The 17,046-nt window shown below is 65.9% G+C and carries 11 protein-coding genes and 1 pseudogene; 4 read left to right on the plus strand and 8 right to left on the minus strand.

Features of this window, described 5'->3' with window-relative positions; genetic code table 11:
* Positions 1-18: 18 nt before the first annotated feature.
* Both NAO55_RS11955 and NAO55_RS11960 read right to left on the minus strand, forming a co-directional pair.
* A complete protein-coding gene (locus NAO55_RS11955; RefSeq protein ID WP_102838961.1) occupies positions 19-993 on the minus strand; it encodes a Bug family tripartite tricarboxylate transporter substrate binding protein in 975 nt (324 codons plus the stop codon).
* Positions 994-1,020: 27 nt separating this feature from the next.
* On the minus strand, positions 1,021-2,283 hold the full coding sequence (locus NAO55_RS11960; RefSeq protein ID WP_102838960.1) for an OprD family porin: 1,263 nt from the start codon (positions 2,281-2,283) through the stop codon (positions 1,021-1,023).
* Positions 2,284-2,465: 182 nt separating this feature from the next.
* On the opposite strand from NAO55_RS11960, the gene NAO55_RS11965 reads away from it, so the two are divergent.
* Positions 2,466-3,137 (plus strand): response regulator, encoded by a 672-nt coding sequence (locus NAO55_RS11965; protein WP_102838959.1) that lies wholly within the window; start codon positions 2,466-2,468, stop codon positions 3,135-3,137.
* A complete protein-coding gene (locus tag NAO55_RS11970; RefSeq protein WP_102838958.1) occupies positions 3,130-4,530 on the plus strand; it encodes a sensor histidine kinase in 1,401 nt (466 codons plus the stop codon). Before NAO55_RS11965 ends, NAO55_RS11970 begins: the two co-directional genes overlap by 8 nt.
* Here NAO55_RS11970 and NAO55_RS11975 read toward each other — a convergent pair.
* The 4 genes and pseudogenes from NAO55_RS11975 to NAO55_RS11990 form a co-directional block, all read right to left on the minus strand.
* Entirely contained in the window at positions 4,511-6,436 is a 1,926-nt protein-coding gene (locus tag NAO55_RS11975; protein WP_102838957.1) for a sensor domain-containing diguanylate cyclase, read from the minus strand. The two genes, NAO55_RS11970 and NAO55_RS11975, sit on opposite strands and share 20 nt — an antisense overlap.
* Before the next feature lie 134 nt (positions 6,437-6,570).
* Complete coding sequence (locus NAO55_RS11980; protein WP_102838956.1) at positions 6,571-8,157, minus strand: methyl-accepting chemotaxis protein; 1,587 nt, start codon at positions 8,155-8,157, stop codon at positions 6,571-6,573.
* A 123-nt stretch (positions 8,158-8,280) separates the two neighbouring features.
* On the minus strand, positions 8,281-8,445 hold the full coding sequence (locus NAO55_RS11985) for a hypothetical protein (RefSeq protein ID WP_172974191.1): 165 nt from the start codon (positions 8,443-8,445) through the stop codon (positions 8,281-8,283).
* A 303-nt stretch (positions 8,446-8,748) separates the two neighbouring features.
* Positions 8,749-10,339 (minus strand): annotated as a pseudogene (locus NAO55_RS11990) (methyl-accepting chemotaxis protein).
* 557 nt (positions 10,340-10,896) lie between these two features.
* Between NAO55_RS11990 and NAO55_RS11995 the strand changes: the two are divergent.
* Positions 10,897-11,862, plus strand: a complete 966-nt coding sequence (locus NAO55_RS11995; RefSeq protein WP_102838955.1) for a TAXI family TRAP transporter solute-binding subunit — start codon at positions 10,897-10,899, stop codon at positions 11,860-11,862.
* Between the two features lie 120 nt (positions 11,863-11,982).
* Positions 11,983-14,544 (plus strand): TRAP transporter permease, encoded by a 2,562-nt coding sequence (locus tag NAO55_RS12000; RefSeq protein ID WP_102838954.1) that lies wholly within the window; start codon positions 11,983-11,985, stop codon positions 14,542-14,544.
* A 38-nt stretch (positions 14,545-14,582) separates the two neighbouring features.
* Here NAO55_RS12000 and NAO55_RS12005 read toward each other — a convergent pair whose 3' ends face one another.
* Positions 14,583-15,212 carry a hypothetical protein gene (locus NAO55_RS12005; protein WP_102838953.1) on the minus strand — a complete coding sequence of 210 codons (630 nt, stop codon included), beginning with the start codon at positions 15,210-15,212 and terminating at the stop codon, positions 14,583-14,585.
* Between the two features lie 32 nt (positions 15,213-15,244).
* Entirely contained in the window at positions 15,245-16,936 is a 1,692-nt protein-coding gene (locus NAO55_RS12010; RefSeq protein ID WP_102838952.1) for a Na/Pi cotransporter family protein, read from the minus strand.
* Positions 16,937-17,046: the final 110 nt, after the last annotated feature.

Genomic DNA, 17,046 nt, shown 5'->3' on the forward strand with positions numbered 1-17,046 from the left:
AACGCGGGCCGGTTCGCGTTACTTGACCAGGCCGAACTCGCCGGCCAGCGCCTTGTAGTCCTGCACCTGCTTCTTGACGAAGGCTTCCAGCTCATCGCCGGTCATCGACAGCGGGAACAGGTCGCGCTGTTCGCGCAGCTTGGCGAAGTCTTCGTCGGCGAGCAGGGTGTCGAACTGGGTCTTCCACCAGTTGAAGTCCTCGTCAGGCACTTCCGGCCCCATGTAGAAGCCGCGGATCACCGGCCAGCTGATGTCGTAGCCCTGCTCCTTGGCGGTGGGGATGTCGGCCAGCTTGCCCGGCAGGCGCTCGTCGGAGAGCACGGCGAGGATGCGGATCTTGCCGGCGTTGAGCTGCGGGGTGACTTCGCCGAGGCCGCTGGAAGTGACCTGCACATGGCCGCCGAGCATGGCGGTGAGCGTTTCGCCGCCGCCCTCGAAGGCGACGTAGCGCAGCTTCTTCGGATCGACACCGGCAGCGCGGGCGATCAGCGCGGTCTGCATCCAGTCCTGGCCGCCGATGGTGGCGCCGGCGCCGAACACCACACTGCCCGGGTCCTTCTTCACCGCGGCAATCAGCTCGTCGAGGTTCTTGTAGGGCGCGTCGGCACGCACCGAGATGGCGCCGTAGTCGGTGCCGACCGCAGCCAGCCAGCGCACGGCGTTCTCGTCGTAACGACCGAACTTGCCCTGGGCGAGGTTGAGCAATGAACCGCTGGAGAAGGCGGTGATGGTGCCGGCTTCCGCCGCACGCTGGGCGACCACCGCGTTGTAGGCCACCGCGCCGACGCCGCCGGGCATGTAGGTGACGCGCATCGGTGCTTCGAGCAGGCCGCTGTCCTTCAGGCCGCTCTGGGCCAGCTTGCAGGTCAGGTCGAAACCACCGCCGGGCTTGGCCGGGGCGATGCACTCGGGGCGCTTGGGTTCGGCCAGCAGCTGGCTCGAGAGCAGCAGGCAGGACGACAGCAGGGCGAAACGGCTGAGTCTGGTTTTCATCGGGTAGTCCTCGCGTTCTTGTTCTGTTTACCAGATCGGCAGGCTGTAGCTGACGATCAGACGGTTCTCGTCGGCGTCGCGGGCGAAATCGGAGCGGTACATCGCGTTACGCCAGCGCAGCGCGACGTTCTTCAGCGGGCCGCTCTGCACCACGTACTTGAACTCGAAGTCGCGTTCCCACTCGCTGCCGTTGTTGCCGCCTGAGTACTCGGCGTTGTCGCCGGAGATGTAGCGGGTCAGGAAGGTCAGCCCGGGGATGCCGACAGCGGCGAAGTTGTAGTCGTAACGGGCCTGCCAGGAGCGCTCGTCGGCGTTGGCGAAGTCGTTGATCTGCACGAAGTTGACCAGGAACGGATCACCGCCGTCGATGTAGGCGTAGCCGGTATCGCCGCGCATCTGCTGGTAGCCGACACTGACCTTGTGCCCGCCGAGGCTGTAGCCGAGCATGCCGTTCCAGGCCTGGTTATCGATCTTGCCGGCATTCGCCGCGCCGGTGTCGTCGCTGAGCATCACGCGCAGGTCCGCACTCAGCGCGGAGTTGTCGCTCAGCGGCTTGTTCGCCAGCAGGCCGAAGAAGTGCTGGCGGTAGACGTCGTCCAGCTCGCCGTAGTAGTAGCGCCCGGTGAGGTTCTCGTTGAAGGCGTATTCGGCACCGGCGAAGGTCAGGTGATCGGCCTCGGCGGCGCTGGCGAAACGGCCGTTCTTGTTGTTCAGCTGCAGGTCCTGGGAGTTGGTCGAAGAACGATCGATCACCTTGTCCAGGCGGCCGCCGGTCAGGGTCAGGCCGTCGATATCGGTGGAGGTGACGGTGGCACCTTCGAACACCTGCGGCAGCGTACGGCTGTCGCTGGCCTTGACCACTGGCGTCTCGGGAATGTGCGAGCCGTAGCGCAGTTCGGTCTCGCCGATCTTCGCCTTGGCGGTAAGGCCCAGGCGGCTGAACTCGTCCGGCGTGCCGCCATCGTCCTGCACCGGCAAGAGGTCGGTGCCAGCGCGGCCGCCACCGGAATCCAGCTTGACGCCGAGCATGCCCAGCGCATCCAGGCCGACGCCGACGGTGCCTTCGGTGAAGCCGGACTGTACGTCGAGGATGAAACCCTGGGTCCACTCTTCGCGCTTGGACTGGGCGGTGCCTTCGCGGAAATCGCGGTTCAGGTAGATGTTGTGGGTCTGCAGGGTCGCGCTGCTGTCTTCGATGAATGCGGCCTGAGCCATGGGCGCCAGCGAGGCGGCGGCAACGGCCAGGGCGAGACGGGCAGGAGCGGGTGAGCGTCTGACGGCAGTCAGCATCGGGGGTATCTCCACTATTGTTTTTGTTGTGACGGCGCATGCGCCGCGCGTGGTGGTTCGAGCCACCTGCGAGCGATCCTAGGCGGTCAAGCTTTCGCCAGCCTTTCAGCGCGCAAAGCCGGCAGCGGCGTGAAAGTTCTGCCGCTACACTGGCGCTCCGTCGCCATCGCAGAGGACAGGCAATGCGAATTCTTCTGGTCGAGGACCATCCCCAGCTGGCCGAAAGCGTGGCCCAGGCATTGCGCGCCGCCGGCTGGACCCTGGACCTGCTGCACGACGGCGTCGCCGCCGACCTGGCGCTGGCCAGCGAGGACTATGCGCTGGCGATTCTCGATGTCGGCCTGCCACGGCTCGACGGCTTTCAGGTGCTGGCGCGCCTGCGCGAGCGCGGCAAGACGCTGCCGGTACTGATGCTCACCGCCCGCGGCGAGGTCAGCGACCGCGTGCACGGGCTCAACCTCGGTGCCGACGATTACCTGGCCAAGCCGTTCGAACTGTCCGAGCTGGAAGCGCGGGTCAAGGCGCTGCTGCGACGCAGCGTCGGCGGCGGCGAACGCCAGCAGCGCTGCGGCGCACTGTTTTACGATCTGGATGCGCGGCGCTTCAGCCTGGCCGACGAGCCACTGACGCTGACCTCGCGCGAACAGGGCGTGCTGGAGGCGCTGATCGCCCGCCCCGGTCGGGTGATGAGCAAGGATCAGCTGGCCGCCCAGGTATTCGGTCTGGACGAGGAGGCCAGCGCCGACGCCATCGAGATCTACATCCACCGCCTGCGCAAGAAGCTCGAGGGCCAGCCGGTACGCATCGTCACCTTCCGCGGGCTGGGCTATATGCTCGAGGCGCTCGATGGCTGAGCGCGGGGCGGCCGGCAGTCTGCGTGCGCGGCTGCTGCTGCGGCTGGCGATCCTGCTCACGCCGCTGCTGCTGTACGGGGCCTGGAGTGCCTACTGGAACGGCCGCGCCGCCGCGGATACCGCCTACGACCGGACCCTGCTGGCCTCGGCCCGGGCGATCGCCGAGGGGCTGGTGACCAGCGACGGCAGGCTGCGCGCCAACGTGCCCTACGTGGCGCTGGACACCTTCGCCTACGACAGTGCCGGACGCATCTATTACCAGGTGCTGGACACCGAGGGGCGCCTGGTCAGCGGCTACGAACAGTTGCCCGCACCGGGTGCCGAGGTCCGTCGCACCGACGACTACCCGGCGCTGGCGCGCTTCTACGACGGCGAGTTCCAGGGCCAGGGCGTACGCCTGGTGAGCTTGCTGCAGCCGGTCAGCGAGCCCGAGCTCAACGGCATCGCCGAGATTCGCGTGGCCGAGACGCTCGGCGCGCGCGAGCGCATGGCGCGTAGCCTGTTGAGCGACACGCTGTGGCGCCTGGGCTTGCTGGCGCTTGCCGCGCTGGTGCTGGTCTGGCTGGCCGTCAGCGCGGCGTTGCGCCCGTTGGCCCGGCTCAGCGAGGCCGTGCAGGAACGCGCCCCGGATGACCTCAGGCCGCTGCCGTTGGTCGATGTGCAGCGCGAGCTGAAGCCGCTGGTCGGCGCGCTCAATGGCTTCACCGAGCGCCTGCGTGGGCAGTTCGAGCGCCAGGCGCGCTTCATCGCCGATGCCTCACACGAGCTGCGCACGCCGCTGGCGGCGCTCAAGGCGCGCATCGAACTGGGTCTGCGCGAAGCCGAGCCCGCGGCGTGGCGCAGCACCCTGGAAGACGCCGGACAGAGCACCAACAAGGTCATTCATCTGGCCAACCAGCTGCTTTCGTTGGCGCGTATCGAAAGCGGCGCGCAATCGATCGCCGAAGGCGGCGCTCAGCGTCTGGACCTGTCGCAGCTGGCCCGCGAACTGGGGCTGGCGATGGCCGCGCTGGCGCACCAGCGCGGTGTCGCCCTGGCGCTGGAGGCCGAGGCGCCGGTGTGGATCGACGGCGAACCGACGTTGATCAGCGAGCTGCTGAGCAACCTGCTGGACAATGCGCTGGCGCATACCGCGGCTGGCGGCAACGTGGTGCTGCGGGTCCTCGACGGTGGCGTGCTGGAGGTGGAGGACGACGGCCCGGGCATCCCCGCCGCCGAGCGCGATCGCGTCTTCGCCCGCTTCTACCGCCGTGACACCGGCGGCCATGGCGCCGGCCTCGGGCTGGCCATCGTCGGCGAGATCGTCCGTGCCCATCGCGCCAGTATCAGCCTGGATCAGGGCAAGCTCGGCGGGCTGTTGGTGCGGGTGTGCTTCACGCCGGCTGAGGATTGATGCCGTCCGGGCAGGCAGCCGAGGGGGCGGCGGCGAGCACCACCTGATCGCGGCCTTGGTGCTTGGCCTGATAGAGCGCAGCATCCGCCGCCGCCAGCAGCTCCGCTGACGTGGCGTGCGCCGGAGCCAGCGTCGCCACGCCGAGGCTGATGGTCAGCGGCACGGGTTGCTCGTCGTGCTGCAGCGATAGTTGTGCGATCGTGCGGCGGATAGATTCGGCCAGCGCCGCGGCCTGCGGCCCGTCGAGCCCCGGTAGCAGCACGACGAATTCCTCGCCGCCATAGCGCGCCGCGACGTCCCCGGCGCGCTGGCAATGGGCGGCGAGCACTGCCGCGACCTGGCGCAGGCATTCGTCGCCGAACGGATGGCCATAGCTGTCGTTGACCCGCTTGAAGTGATCGATATCGGCGAGCAGCACCGACAGTGGACTGCCGGCGCGCCGCGCGCGGCGGATTTCCTCGTCCAGCAAGAGATCGAAGCGTCGACGATTGGCCAGCTGAGTCAGCGAATCGGTGGTGCTCAGGCGCAGCAGCTCGGCGTTGGCGGCTTCAAGGCCCAGGCGGACGTCCTCCAGCGCGCGGGTTCGCTCGTAGACCCGTGCCTCCAGCACCTCGTTGGCACGCAGCTGCACGTCCAGTGCCTCCTGCTTGGCCTGCAGGTGCAGGGCGCGCTCGGCGGCGAGCGATTCGGACGTCTGCAGCGCCAGCTGCTGCGCGGCGATACGCCGGTTGCGCTCGATGTTGATGCGCTCGGCCAGGGCCATGGAAAGCAGCACGAACTCGGTGAACATGCCGATCAGCTGGCCATTCAGGGTCCAGGCGTTGAGCGGCAGCACGCCGTTGAGTGCCAGCAGGTTGACCACGGTGAACACCAGCAGCGTGCTCCAGGCGATGCTGAACAGCCGCGCGGACGGGTTGCCGCGCGCCCAAAGATTGAGCGTGATCGCCATGGTCAGCACACAGTGCAGCAGCGCGACGCTTTCCATGAATGTATAGCGGGCCAGGGCCGGCGCCAGCAGCAGGATCACCACCACGGCTCCCCAGTACAGCGTGAGGGTGATCGAAACTGCCCAGACCCAACCGCCGTAACGCCGCACACCGAGAAAGCGCAGGGCGAACAGCATCGGTGTGAAGAAACACAGGGCGGCCGAGAGCCCGTAGAAGCGTGCCGAGAGTTCGGGAATCTCCGGCCAGAGATAGAGCTGGCCGAAGCCGGTGATGCTCAGCACGTAGAACACCGCGCTGAGCAGATAGAGCACGTAGAGGAAATAGCTTGGGTCGCGGGTGAAGATCAGCAGGCTGCAGTTGTACAGCACGATCACCAGAATGCCGCCGAAGAACAGGCTGACCAGAGTGACATCGTGGAGTCGGCTCTCGATCAGTTGCTTCTCGTCGATCAGTTCCAGCGGCAGGGCCAGCGTCTCGCGGGCCTGCACCTGCAGGTAGACCACCGCGCGCTCGCCCGCCGGCAACTCCAGCGGATAGACGAAGTGATGGTCCGCCAATGGCCGAGCGCTCATGGCCACGGCGTCCCCGGCGAGCATCGCCGTGCCCCAACGGTCGCTGTCCGGATAATGCAGGCGCACCGCGACGCGATCGAGCACCGGCCATTTCAGCAGCAGGTACCAGAGCCTGGCGTGCGCCGCGCTGTTGTGCAGGGAGATGCGCAGCCAGGCGCCGTCAGGCTGCTTGCCCAGGGTTGGCTTGGTCAGCGGCTGCCAGGGCCATTGCGCGCCAGCGGCGTCATCGAAGGACGCCATGGGCTTGCCCAGCACATATTCCACCGCGTCGACCTGCAGTGCCGATGCATCGCGCACCTGCAGCACCGGCGACGGCCCGGCAGCCACCGCGCTCGCGAGCGAGGACAGCAGCATCAGACCGGCGATAAACAGCAGGGTGCGCATCATGGTGGCTTGCCTCGTGGACGTCGCAGCGACTGACACGCATTCTGTCAGTCATCCGGCGCCAGAAACGCGCCGGCTGCGATGCCATCATGCCATCATGCAGCCCATCTGTCCCACACAGCTGACGGGCTGTCGTCTCAGGCGCGCCGGCGTGCCCAGAACTGCTGCACCAGCTCGAGCATGCCATCGGCCAGCTGGGCGACGCCGCTGGCGCTGCGCTGGCTGTGCATGCCGCTGCTGACATGTTGATCCGAGCTGCCGCGAATGCTGACGATGCTCTGGCTGATCTCCTCGCTCGCCGAACTTTGCTGGTCCACGGCAGCGGCGATCTGGTTGCTCATGGCGCTGATCTCGTTGACCCGGTTGTTGATATCGCTCAGCGAGTGTTCGGCCCGGTCGGCATGGCTGACGCTGTGCTCGGCCTGTTCGCGGCTGCGTTGCATGACGTCGACTGCCTGCCGCGTGCCGGCCTGCAGCGCGGCGATCATCGTCTGTATATCCGCCGTCGCCATTGAGGTGCGCGAGGCCAGCTGGCGCACCTCGTCGGCCACCACGGCGAACCCGCGGCCCTGATCACCAGCGCGCGCCGCTTCGATGGCGGCATTGAGCGCGAGCAGGTTGGTCTGCTCGGCAATGCTGTGAATCACCTCGAGCACGCGGCTGATTTCCTGGCCGTGGCTTTCGAGCTGGTGGATGACTTCGGCGGCCTGCTGAATATCGCTGGCCAGGCGGGTGATGCTGCTGCCGGTCAGGCCGACGATCTCCCGGCCGCTGGCGGCTTCGCTATCGGCCTGCGCGGCGGCTTCGGCAGTGCGCTGTGCGTTGAGCGCAACTTCCTGCACGCTGGCAGTCATCTGCTGAATGGCCGTGGCAATGAGGTCGGTTTCCTGCTGCTGTCGCGAAGCGCTTGCGGAGTTGCCATGCACCGCGCCAAGCAGGTTGCGGGCGTGATCGCTTAGCTGCCGGCTGCAGTCGGCGATACGCCCGACCATGGCTCCGGCTTCGGTTTCCAGCATCTTCATGGCAAAGGCGATTTCGCCGATCTCGTCCCTGCGTCCGGTATAGATCAGTTGGCTGACGGGATTGCGGCCGATGCGCCGTGCCTGTCGGACCAGCTGTACCAGCGGTGCCAGTGCCAGTGCCGTCAGCCCGGCGGCGGCCGCGCCCGCCAGCACGACGGCCGTTGCACCTGCGATCAGCGGCGCGCCGCCCAGCAATGCGCCGATCGCCGCACCGGCTGCGCCGCCGAGGCCTGCCAGCAGCGCCACCCGAGCGCGCAGGCCGAGCGCTGGCGGGCGCAACGAGGCCGCAGCCCGACCGTCGCGCATCCGCGCGTAGAGTGCCTCGGCGGCCTGGATCTGTTCGGGCTGCGGGCGGGTCCGTACCGATTGGTACTCCACCACCTTGCCGTTGCGGCTGACCGGCGTGGCGAAGGCGCTGACCCAGTAATGGTCGCCGTTCTTGCAGCGGTTCTTGACGATGCCCATCCACGAGCGGTTCGCCTGCAGCGTCTGCCAGAGATCGGCGAACGCGGCCTCGGGCATGTCCGGATGCCGCACGGTGTTGTGCGGCTGACCCAGCAGCTCGTCTTCGTCAAACCCGGAAATCGCCACGAAATCAGGATTGGCGTAGCTGATGGTGCCTTTGAGGTCGGTGGTCGAGAGGATGTTCGCCGTGTCGTCCACGATGACTTCGCGGCCGCTGACGGGCAGGTTGAGGCGCATAAACAGATCTTCCTTGGTAATGGGTCTGAGTACGCGAGGCAGGTTCGGCGGCGCGGCTTCTGTCGGCGCGCTCGCGGGATGCGGCGGGGCATCTTGTACGGCAGTCAGGTTACGAATCGGTGATCAGTCATCCTCCTTGCCGCCCGCATCGGTCTCCAGCTGCTCCAGCAGGTCGATCAGGCGTCGGCGCAGTTGGCCGAGTTCGCGCGACTTGAAGGAGCGGCGGGTGCGCTCCAAGACCTGAATGGTCTCTTCCAGGGCCTCGCGCAGGGTCTCTTCGGTCAGCATTGCTTGTTCTTCGTAGCGTCACATGCAGGTTGGGTGCCGTTTGTTCGCCCGGCGGTTCTGCCCTGACGGGGTTCGTCGAGGGCAAAAAAAAGGCGCCGGCCGTATGCACCCCTGATGGGATGTCACGGCTGGCGCCTTAGCTATCAGGTCCGGGTGTCCTGAGCGGTAAAGCAACTTTCGCAAAATGCGAAACTGGTGGCATTTTGCCTGTAGCCAAGTGTGGTAACAAGCCCGGCAAGCGCATTATGGCGCCGTTCCGGCAGCGCCCTGCGTCGCACCATTACGGGGCGTTCTTGCCCTGCTTCAGGCACGTCGGCGGGTCCAGAACTGGTCCACCAGCATTTCCATCCGGCCGGCCGGCCAGCTCGGCGACGCCCGAGGCGCTTTGCCGGCTGCGCAGGCCGCTCTCCACGTGATGGTCCGAACCGCTGCGGATGCTCACGATGTTCTGGTTGATGTCCTCGCTCACCGCGCTCTGCTGCTCGACGGCCGCGGCAATCTGGATACTCATTTCGCTGATATCGTTGACCCGACTATTGATGCCCTGCAGCGAGCGCGCCGCCTGTTCCGCCTGCTCGACGCTGTGCATGGCCTGCTCACGGCTGCGCTGCATGACCTCCACCGCCTGGCGTGCGCCGCCCTGCAGGGCGGCGATCATGCTGTTGATCTCCTGAGTCGACTGCTGCGTCCGCGATGCCAGGTTGCGCACCTCGTCGGCGACCACGGCGAAGCCTCGGCCCTGTTCACCTGCGCGTGCCGCCTCGATGGCGGCATTGAGGGCCAGCAGGTTGGTCTGCTCGGCAATGCCGCGGATGACGTCCAGCACCTTGGTGATGTCGTTGCTGTGCATCTCCAGTTCGTGGATCACCTCACCGGCTTGCTGGATGTCCAGCGCCAGCTGGCCGATGGCGGCACCGGTGCGATTGACCACCTCGGTGCCGGTCGCGGCTTCGCTATCGGCACGGCTGGCGGCTTCGGCGGTGCGCTGTGCGTTGCTGGCCACCTCCTGCACGCTGATTGCCATCTGGTTGATCGCGGTGGCGACCTGGTCCGTCTCGACCTGCTGACGGGCAGCGCTCTGTGTGCTGCTCTCCATCGCGCCGAGCAGCTCCTTGGCGTGCTGGCTGAGCTGGCGGGACGCATCGCCGATGCGCCCGACCATGGCGCCAGCCTCGGTTTCCAGCATCTTCATGGCGAAGGCGATCTGGCCGAAATCGTCACGGCGGCCGGTGTAGATCAGCTGGCCCACCGGGTTGTCGCCGATCCGCCGCGCCTGTTCGACGAGCCGTTGCAGGGGGGCCAGCGCAAGATAGGCCAGGGTGCCGGCCGTCGTTGCGGCGACGGCCGTGGTGACCGCCGCGAATGCGAGACCCACACCACCCAGCAGCGCGCCGGCGAGCACGACGGGCGCGCTGCCCAGCGCCGCCAGTAGCGCGACGCGGCTGCGTACGCCCAGCGGGGCGCGCCGCAGTGCGGCCGGTGGGCGTTTTTCACGCAGCTGCGCATATAGCCGTTCGGCCGCAGCAATTTGTGCCGGTTGTGGTTTGGTCCTTACGGACTGGTACTCGACGACCCGCCCGTTGCGGCTGATCGGCGTGACGAAGGCGCTGACCCAGTAGTGATCGCCGTTCTTGCAGCGATTCTTCACCATGCCCATCCACGATCGGCCGCCGCGCACGGATGACCAGAGATCGCCGAAGGCTTCGGTGGGCATGTCCGGGTGGCGGACGATGTTGTGATGCTGTCCGAGCAGTTCGTGCTCTTCGAATCCGCTGACTCGGATGAAATCGGGATTCACGTAGGTGATGTCACCGTCGAGATCCGTGGTGGAGAGGATATTGGCGGTGTCGCTGATTGAAACGTCGCGGCCAGTGACCGGCAGGTTCATGCGCATGATGGGTCTCGTCAACAAGGCAAGGTGTTGTTCGGTTCCCTGGGCGCCTCTGCCGGCGCATCGGTATGCACCGTACCTTCCGTGTCGGTCTCGCCTTCTCGGCGATTCGCTTCCTGCTTCAGATGGCCCAGCGGGTCGTTCGGAACTTGTGTAGCGGTGCAGCGGACACGGAAAACGCGCCAGCACGGGTTCGCTATGTCGACGGCCCTGTTGGCTTACCATCGCCCTGACAAATCAGGGTGATGGCATAGTTATATCAGTCCCTAAGTGCGTTCAATACGACTGAAGTCCTACTACCTTGGTCAGGCATATCAATATGGCTGAGTGCCACTAATATTGTACATATTCTTTTCTTTGTACAATGGCTGTACATAAAAACTTCATCCCTGAGCCGCAACCCTGGTTCAAGCGGCCGGTCCTAGCTAGGGATTGCAGGGTAGGAACGGCACGCAGGTCGCGAAGGCTGTTGCCGACGCTGACGCCTGCTAGACTCAAGTTCCGCGCAGACTCACAAGGGATGCCCGGGAATCCGAAAACAACCAAAAAGGAGTGCATCCATGAAAGGCAAATCCTTGGCATGGATCTTTACCGCCGCTCTGGCGGGTACCGGCCTGAGCGGAGTAGCACAGGCGCAAGAGAAGTTCGTCACCATCGGCACCGGCGGCCAGACCGGCGTTTACTATGTCGCCGGGCAATCGATCTGCCGCTTCGTCAACCGCAATGCGGAAAACATCAAGTGCAACGCGCCGGCCAGCGGCGGCGGCGTGGCCAACGTCAACGGTCTGCGCAGTGGCGAATTCAACTTCGGCATCATGCAGTCCGACCACCAGTACAAGGCGATGGAAGGCGTCGCGCCCTTCGAGAAAGAAGGGAAGATGGACGACATCCGCGCGGTGTTCTCGCTGCAGAGCGAAGTCTTCACCGTGCTCGCCCGTCGTGATGCCAACATCAAGGGTCTCGATGACCTGAAGGGCAAGCGCGTCAATATCGGCAACCCCGGTTCGGGCCAGCGCGATACCCTCGAAGAGATCATGAACGTCAAGGGTTGGGACAAGTCGGTGTTCTCCCTGGCCGCCGAGCTGAAGCCGGCCGAGCAGGCCAGCGCCCTGGGCGACAACAACATCGACGCCATGACCTACTTCGTCGGTCATCCGAATGGCGCGATCCAGGAAGCCACCACCACCGTCGATGCGGTCCTGGTGCCGATCACCGGCCCGGAGATCGACAAGCTGCTGGCTGCCAAGAGCTACTACACCAAGGCCGAGATCCCCGGCGGCCTGTACAAGGGCAACGACCAGCCGACCCAGTCCATTGGCGGCAAGGCGGTGCTGTCCACTACCGCCAAGGTCGATGCCGAAGTGGTCTACCAGCTGGTGAAGTCGGTGTTCGAGAACATCGAGCGCTTCCAGCGTCTGCACCCGGCATTCAAGGATCTCAAGCCGGAAGAGATGATCGAAGTCGGCCTGAGCGCGCCGCTGCATGAAGGCGCCGAGCGTTACTACAAGGAACGCGGCTGGCTGTAAGGCTCAGCAGGGCCGCGTCGCGGACGCGACCTTGATCGTCGATGCCTTAGCCGAAAACCCGTGCGCCCCATGGCCACGGGTTTTCGCGGTTCCGTTACCTGAAAAAACAGGCCTCAATTCATGCAAGACAAACAACTGTCCACCGAGGAACTGATCGCCCAGGATGTCGGTGCGCGCCTGCCCGAAGGCCCGATGGCCGCGGTCATCGCCGGGCTGGCGCTGCTCTGGTCGTTGTTCCAGCTGTGGATCGCCTCGCCGCTGCCCTTCGTACTCGGGTTCGGCGTGCTGAACGACACCGAGACCCGCTCGATCCATCTGGCATTCGCGCTGCTGCTGGCGTTTCTGGCCTATCCGGCCTTCAAGAAATCGCCGAGAGACCGCGTCCCGCTGTTCGACATCGCCCTGGGGCTGATCGCTGCCGCGACTGCCGCCTACCTGTTCATCGCTTACGAGCAACTGGCGCAGCGACCCGGCAACCTGACCACCATGGACCTGATCACGGCCTGCCTCGGCATTCCGCTGCTGCTGGAAGCCACGCGCCGTGCCCTCGGCCCGCCGTTGGCAATCATCGCCCTGATATTTCTGGTCTACAGCGTCGCCGGCCCCTGGATGCCCGGCCTGCTCGCCCACCGTGGGGTCAGCTTCACCGCGCTGGCCAACCACCAGTGGATCACCACCGAAGGCGTGTTCGGCATCGCGCTCGGTGTCTCCACCAGCTTCGTCTTTCTCTTCGTATTGTTCGGCGCGCTGCTCGAACGCGCTGGTGCGGGTCATTATTTCATTCAGCTGGCCTTCAGCATGCTCGGGCATTTTCGTGGCGGCCCGGCCAAGGCCGCGGTCGTGGCGTCGGGCATGACCGGACTGATTTCCGGCTCGTCGATCGCCAACGTGGTGACCACCGGCACCTTCACCATCCCGATGATGAAACGCACCGGCTTCTCCGCGGAAAAGTCCGGCGCGGTGGAAGTCGCCTCGTCGGTCAACGGCCAGATCATGCCGCCGGTGATGGGCGCCGCGGCGTTCCTGATGGTCGAGTACGTCGGCATTCCCTACGTCGAGGTCATCAAGCACGCGTTCCTGCCAGCGCTGATTTCCTATATCGCGCTGGTCTACATCGTGCACCTGGAGTCGCTCAAGCTGGGCCTGACTGCGCTGCCGCGGGCCAACGTGGCCAAGCCCTGGATGCAGCGGCTGATCGGCTTCGCCTTCGGTGCCGCGCTGATTTCGGGGCTGTCGCTGGGTGTCTATTACGGCCTCGGCTGGCTCAAGCCAGCCCTGGGCGACTCGGCGCTGTGGGTGATCGGGGCGCTGTTGGCGCTGGTCTACCTGGCACTGCTGAAGGTGGCGGCAAGCAACCCGCCGCTGCCCGCCGAAGACCCCGACGCGCCGCTCGAGCAACTGCCCGAGACGCGTCCGGTGCTGCTCTCCGGCCTGCACTTCCTGCTGCCGGTGGTGGTGCTGGTCTGGTGCCTGATGATCGAGCGGCTGTCACCCGGCCTCTCGGCATTCTGGGGCTCGGTGATGCTGGTGATCATCCTGCTCACCCAGCGCCCGCTGCTGTCGATGCTGCGCAAGGACGGTGCCCACGAGCACGGCACCTTCATGGACGGCGTGGTCGATCTGCGCGAGGGGCTGATCGCCGGTGCGCGCAACATGATCGGCATCGGTATCGCTACCGCCGCCGCCGGCATCATCGTCGGTGCGGTATCGCAGACCGGCGTCGGCCTGGTGCTGGCCGATCTGGTCGAGCTGCTGTCGATGGGCAACTTGCTGCTGATGCTGCTGCTCACCGCCTTCCTTAGCCTGATCCTCGGCATGGGCCTGCCGACCACCGCCAACTACATCGTGGTATCCAGCCTGCTGGCGCCAGTGATCGTGGCGCTGGGGCAGCAGAACGGCCTGATCGTGCCACTGATCGCGGTACACCTGTTCGTCTTCTATTTCGGCATCATGGCCGACGTGACGCCGCCGGTGGGTCTGGCCTCGTTCGCCGCCGCCGCAGTGTCCAAGGGCGATCCGATCAAGACCGGTATCACCGCCTTCTACTACAGCCTGCGCACCGCGGCGCTGCCGTTCCTGTTCATCTTCAACACCGACCTGCTGCTGATCGATGTGGACTTCTGGCACGGCGTTCTGATCTTCGTCGTGGCGACCATCGCCATGCTGATCTTCGCCGCCGGCACCCAGGGTTACTTTCTGGTGCGCAGCCGCTGGTACGAAAGCCTGCTGTTGCTGCTGGTGGCGTTCACGCTGTTCCGTCCGGGCTTCTGGATGGACATCATCCACGACCCCTACCGCGACATCGAGCCGACCGAACTGGTGCAGGCACTGGAGCGGGTCGGGGAGGACAGCCAGCTACGTCTGCGCGTGCTGGGTGAGGATGATGTCGGCGATCCGCGCGAGTTCGTCGTGCTGCTGGCGATTCCTGACGGCGAGAGTGGCGAGGAGAAGCTCGAGAAGATCGGCCTGATGACCTATGTCGAGGAGGGCAAGGTGCTGGTCGACAGCGTGACCTTCGGCAGCCCGGCCGCCGAGGCGGGGCTGGAATTCGACCAGCAGATCCTCAGGGTGCGCGCGCCGACCGATCGCTGGCCCAAGGAATTCATATGGATTCCGGGCTTCCTGCTGTTCGCGCTGATCGTCTGGCTGCAACGGCGGCGCTTGGCGCAGCAGGGCCGTTGAACGGGTGCGCCGGCGGGCACAGCGATGTGCCCGCCGGCCTAACCGATGTGCTCGACCATCCAGCCGCGCACCTGACGGCGCTCGCGTCGGGTGCACAGCTGGCGGGTGAGCGGACTGTCGGGTAGCAGCTCGGCGCCGTCCAGGGTAAAGCGGCGGGACACGCCCAGCGGATGGCGGTCCGAGCCATAGAAGGCCACCACGCGGATCTCCATGCCCAGAAACTGCCATTCGCCTTCCGGCTGGTGCCCGCGCAAGTCGATGCCATGCTGCTCGGCTGCCCGTCGCAGCAATGCCTGGAAGCTGCCGATGTGGGTGAAATCACCGCTGCGCAGCGGGCCCTGGTGGGTGGTCTGGTACAGCGCCAGATCGGGCGTCGCCTCATCTTCCTGACTTTCGCGGATATCGGTTACGTCGCCGAGCAGGCTGCCGCGGTTGGTATCCAGGCAGATCAGCACCTGATTGATGAACATCGGTTCGGCGCTCATGTTGGAGATCAGACACAGCGAGGTTAGCCCCTTGCCGGCGCCGCGATTGATGATCAGGTTGGGTCGCCGCTGGCGCTTGAAGTTGGCCAGCAGCAGGTGCGCATAGAAGAGCCAGACCAGCAGTGTGCAGGTGGAAACCATCAGCGTGAGCAGCGGCTGATATTCGCGAACCCAGTCGAGCATAGGGGCCTCGTTGCGGATTGAAGCGGCTGCGGTCAGCCGGTGGGGTGCGCGCGGCCTGGCAGCGGATGGTCCAAGGCGCGGTCGTCCGCTCGCGCCTCGGCAGACCGCCGCGTGTCGAGCGCGGCTGCCTCCAGCGCGGCATGCGCGGTGCTGCAGAACAGCGAGTTGAGCCGTTTCATGTCGGCGATGAGCTCCAGGTGCGCCGAGCTGGTCTGCAGGCTCTCGCTGACGCCGTGATGCAGACGTTCCACATGCGCGTGCGCCATGCGGCGCTCGCTGCGGCGGAATTCGCGCTTGTGCTGGAGCAATTGACGGGCGCCGTTGGCATCGCCGGAAAGGAACACCGAGAGCCCCAGGCGCAGGTTGGCTAGCAACTGCTCGAGCAGCGTCTGCAACTCTTCCAGGCCCTGTTCGGAAAATGGCCGGCGGGTCGAGGTTTTCAGGTCGCGAAGCTTGCCCAGCATGTGTTCGGCGCTGTCGCCGGCCTGTTCCAGGTTGATCGCCAGCTCGATGATCTCTGCCCAGCGGCGCTGCTCGTCCTCGGCGAGGTCGTCGCGAGGCATGCGTGCCAGATATAGCTTCACGGCGTTGTAGAGCGCATCGACATCGTCGTCCAGGCGCCGGATTTCTTCGCCGGGCTCGGGGCGGTCCTCGCGCAGCGCCTCCAGCAGGCGCACCAGCATCAGCTCGACCAGATCGCCGATACGCAACGTCTCCCGCGTGGCGTTGGCCAGGGCCAGACTCGGCGTTTCCAGTGCCGCCGGGTCCAGGTGCCGTGGCCGGGCCACGCCGCCGTCCGTTTGCCGCTCCGGCAGCAGGTTTTCGCACAGGTGGGCCATCGCCGGCACGGTGGGCAACAGCAGCAGGCAGCGCAGGCTGTTGTAGGCGAGGTGGAAGCCGATCACCTGTGTCTGGGTGCTGAAGCCGAACCCGCCCATCCAGGTCACCAGCGGTTCGAGAAACGGCAGCACGGCCAGTCCGGCCAGTTTGTACAGCAGGTTGCCAAGGGCCACGCGGCGCGCCGGCACCGGTTGCAGGCTGGCGTTCAGCCAGGCGAGCAGGCCGCTGCCGACATTGGCCCCGATGACCACCCCCAGTGCTACCGGTAGACCGATAAGGCCGGCACCGGCCAGGGTGGCGATCAGCAGGACCGCGGCAAGGCTGGAATAGGACAGCAGTGCGAACACTGCGCCGACGACGACCGCCAGCAGCGTATCGCCGGCCAGCGAGGAGAACAGCACACGCATGCCGCGCGCTTCGGTGATCGGCGCCGCAGCCTGAACGATCAGCTGCAGGGCAAGAATGATCAGCCCCATGCCGATCAGCACGCGCCCTAGCTGGCCGCTGCGGCTCTGCTTGCGTGACAGGAACAAACACACACCCAGCAGTGTCAGCAACGGCGACAGCCAGGACAGGTCCATCGTCAGAACCCGTGCCATGAGTGCGGTGCCGACATCCGCGCCGAGCATGATCGCCAGGGCGGTGGGTAGCGCCATCAGGCCCTGGGCGACGAAAGAGATGACCAGCAGTGCGGTGGCGTTACTGCTCTGTACCAGGGCCGTGACGCCGATGCCGGCGCCGAATGCCAGCGGCGTGTGGCCCATGCTCCGCCCCAGCAATCGCCGCAGATGCGAGCCGTACACGCGCATGATGCCGGTGCGCACGATGTGCGTACCCCACACCAACAGGGCGATGGACGACAACAGGTGCAGCAGGGTCAGCATCGTTCGGGGCTCCTTCCCCGGCGAGCGGCAACGACAACGTTCTGCGTCACAAGGACGCAGAACTGCACCGGGGATATCCGATTGACCCTGACCTGCCGGGCACGTTCACC

It is taken from the genome of Stutzerimonas frequens (assembly GCF_024448335.1).
GTDB classification, from domain to species: domain Bacteria; phylum Pseudomonadota; class Gammaproteobacteria; order Pseudomonadales; family Pseudomonadaceae; genus Stutzerimonas; species Stutzerimonas frequens.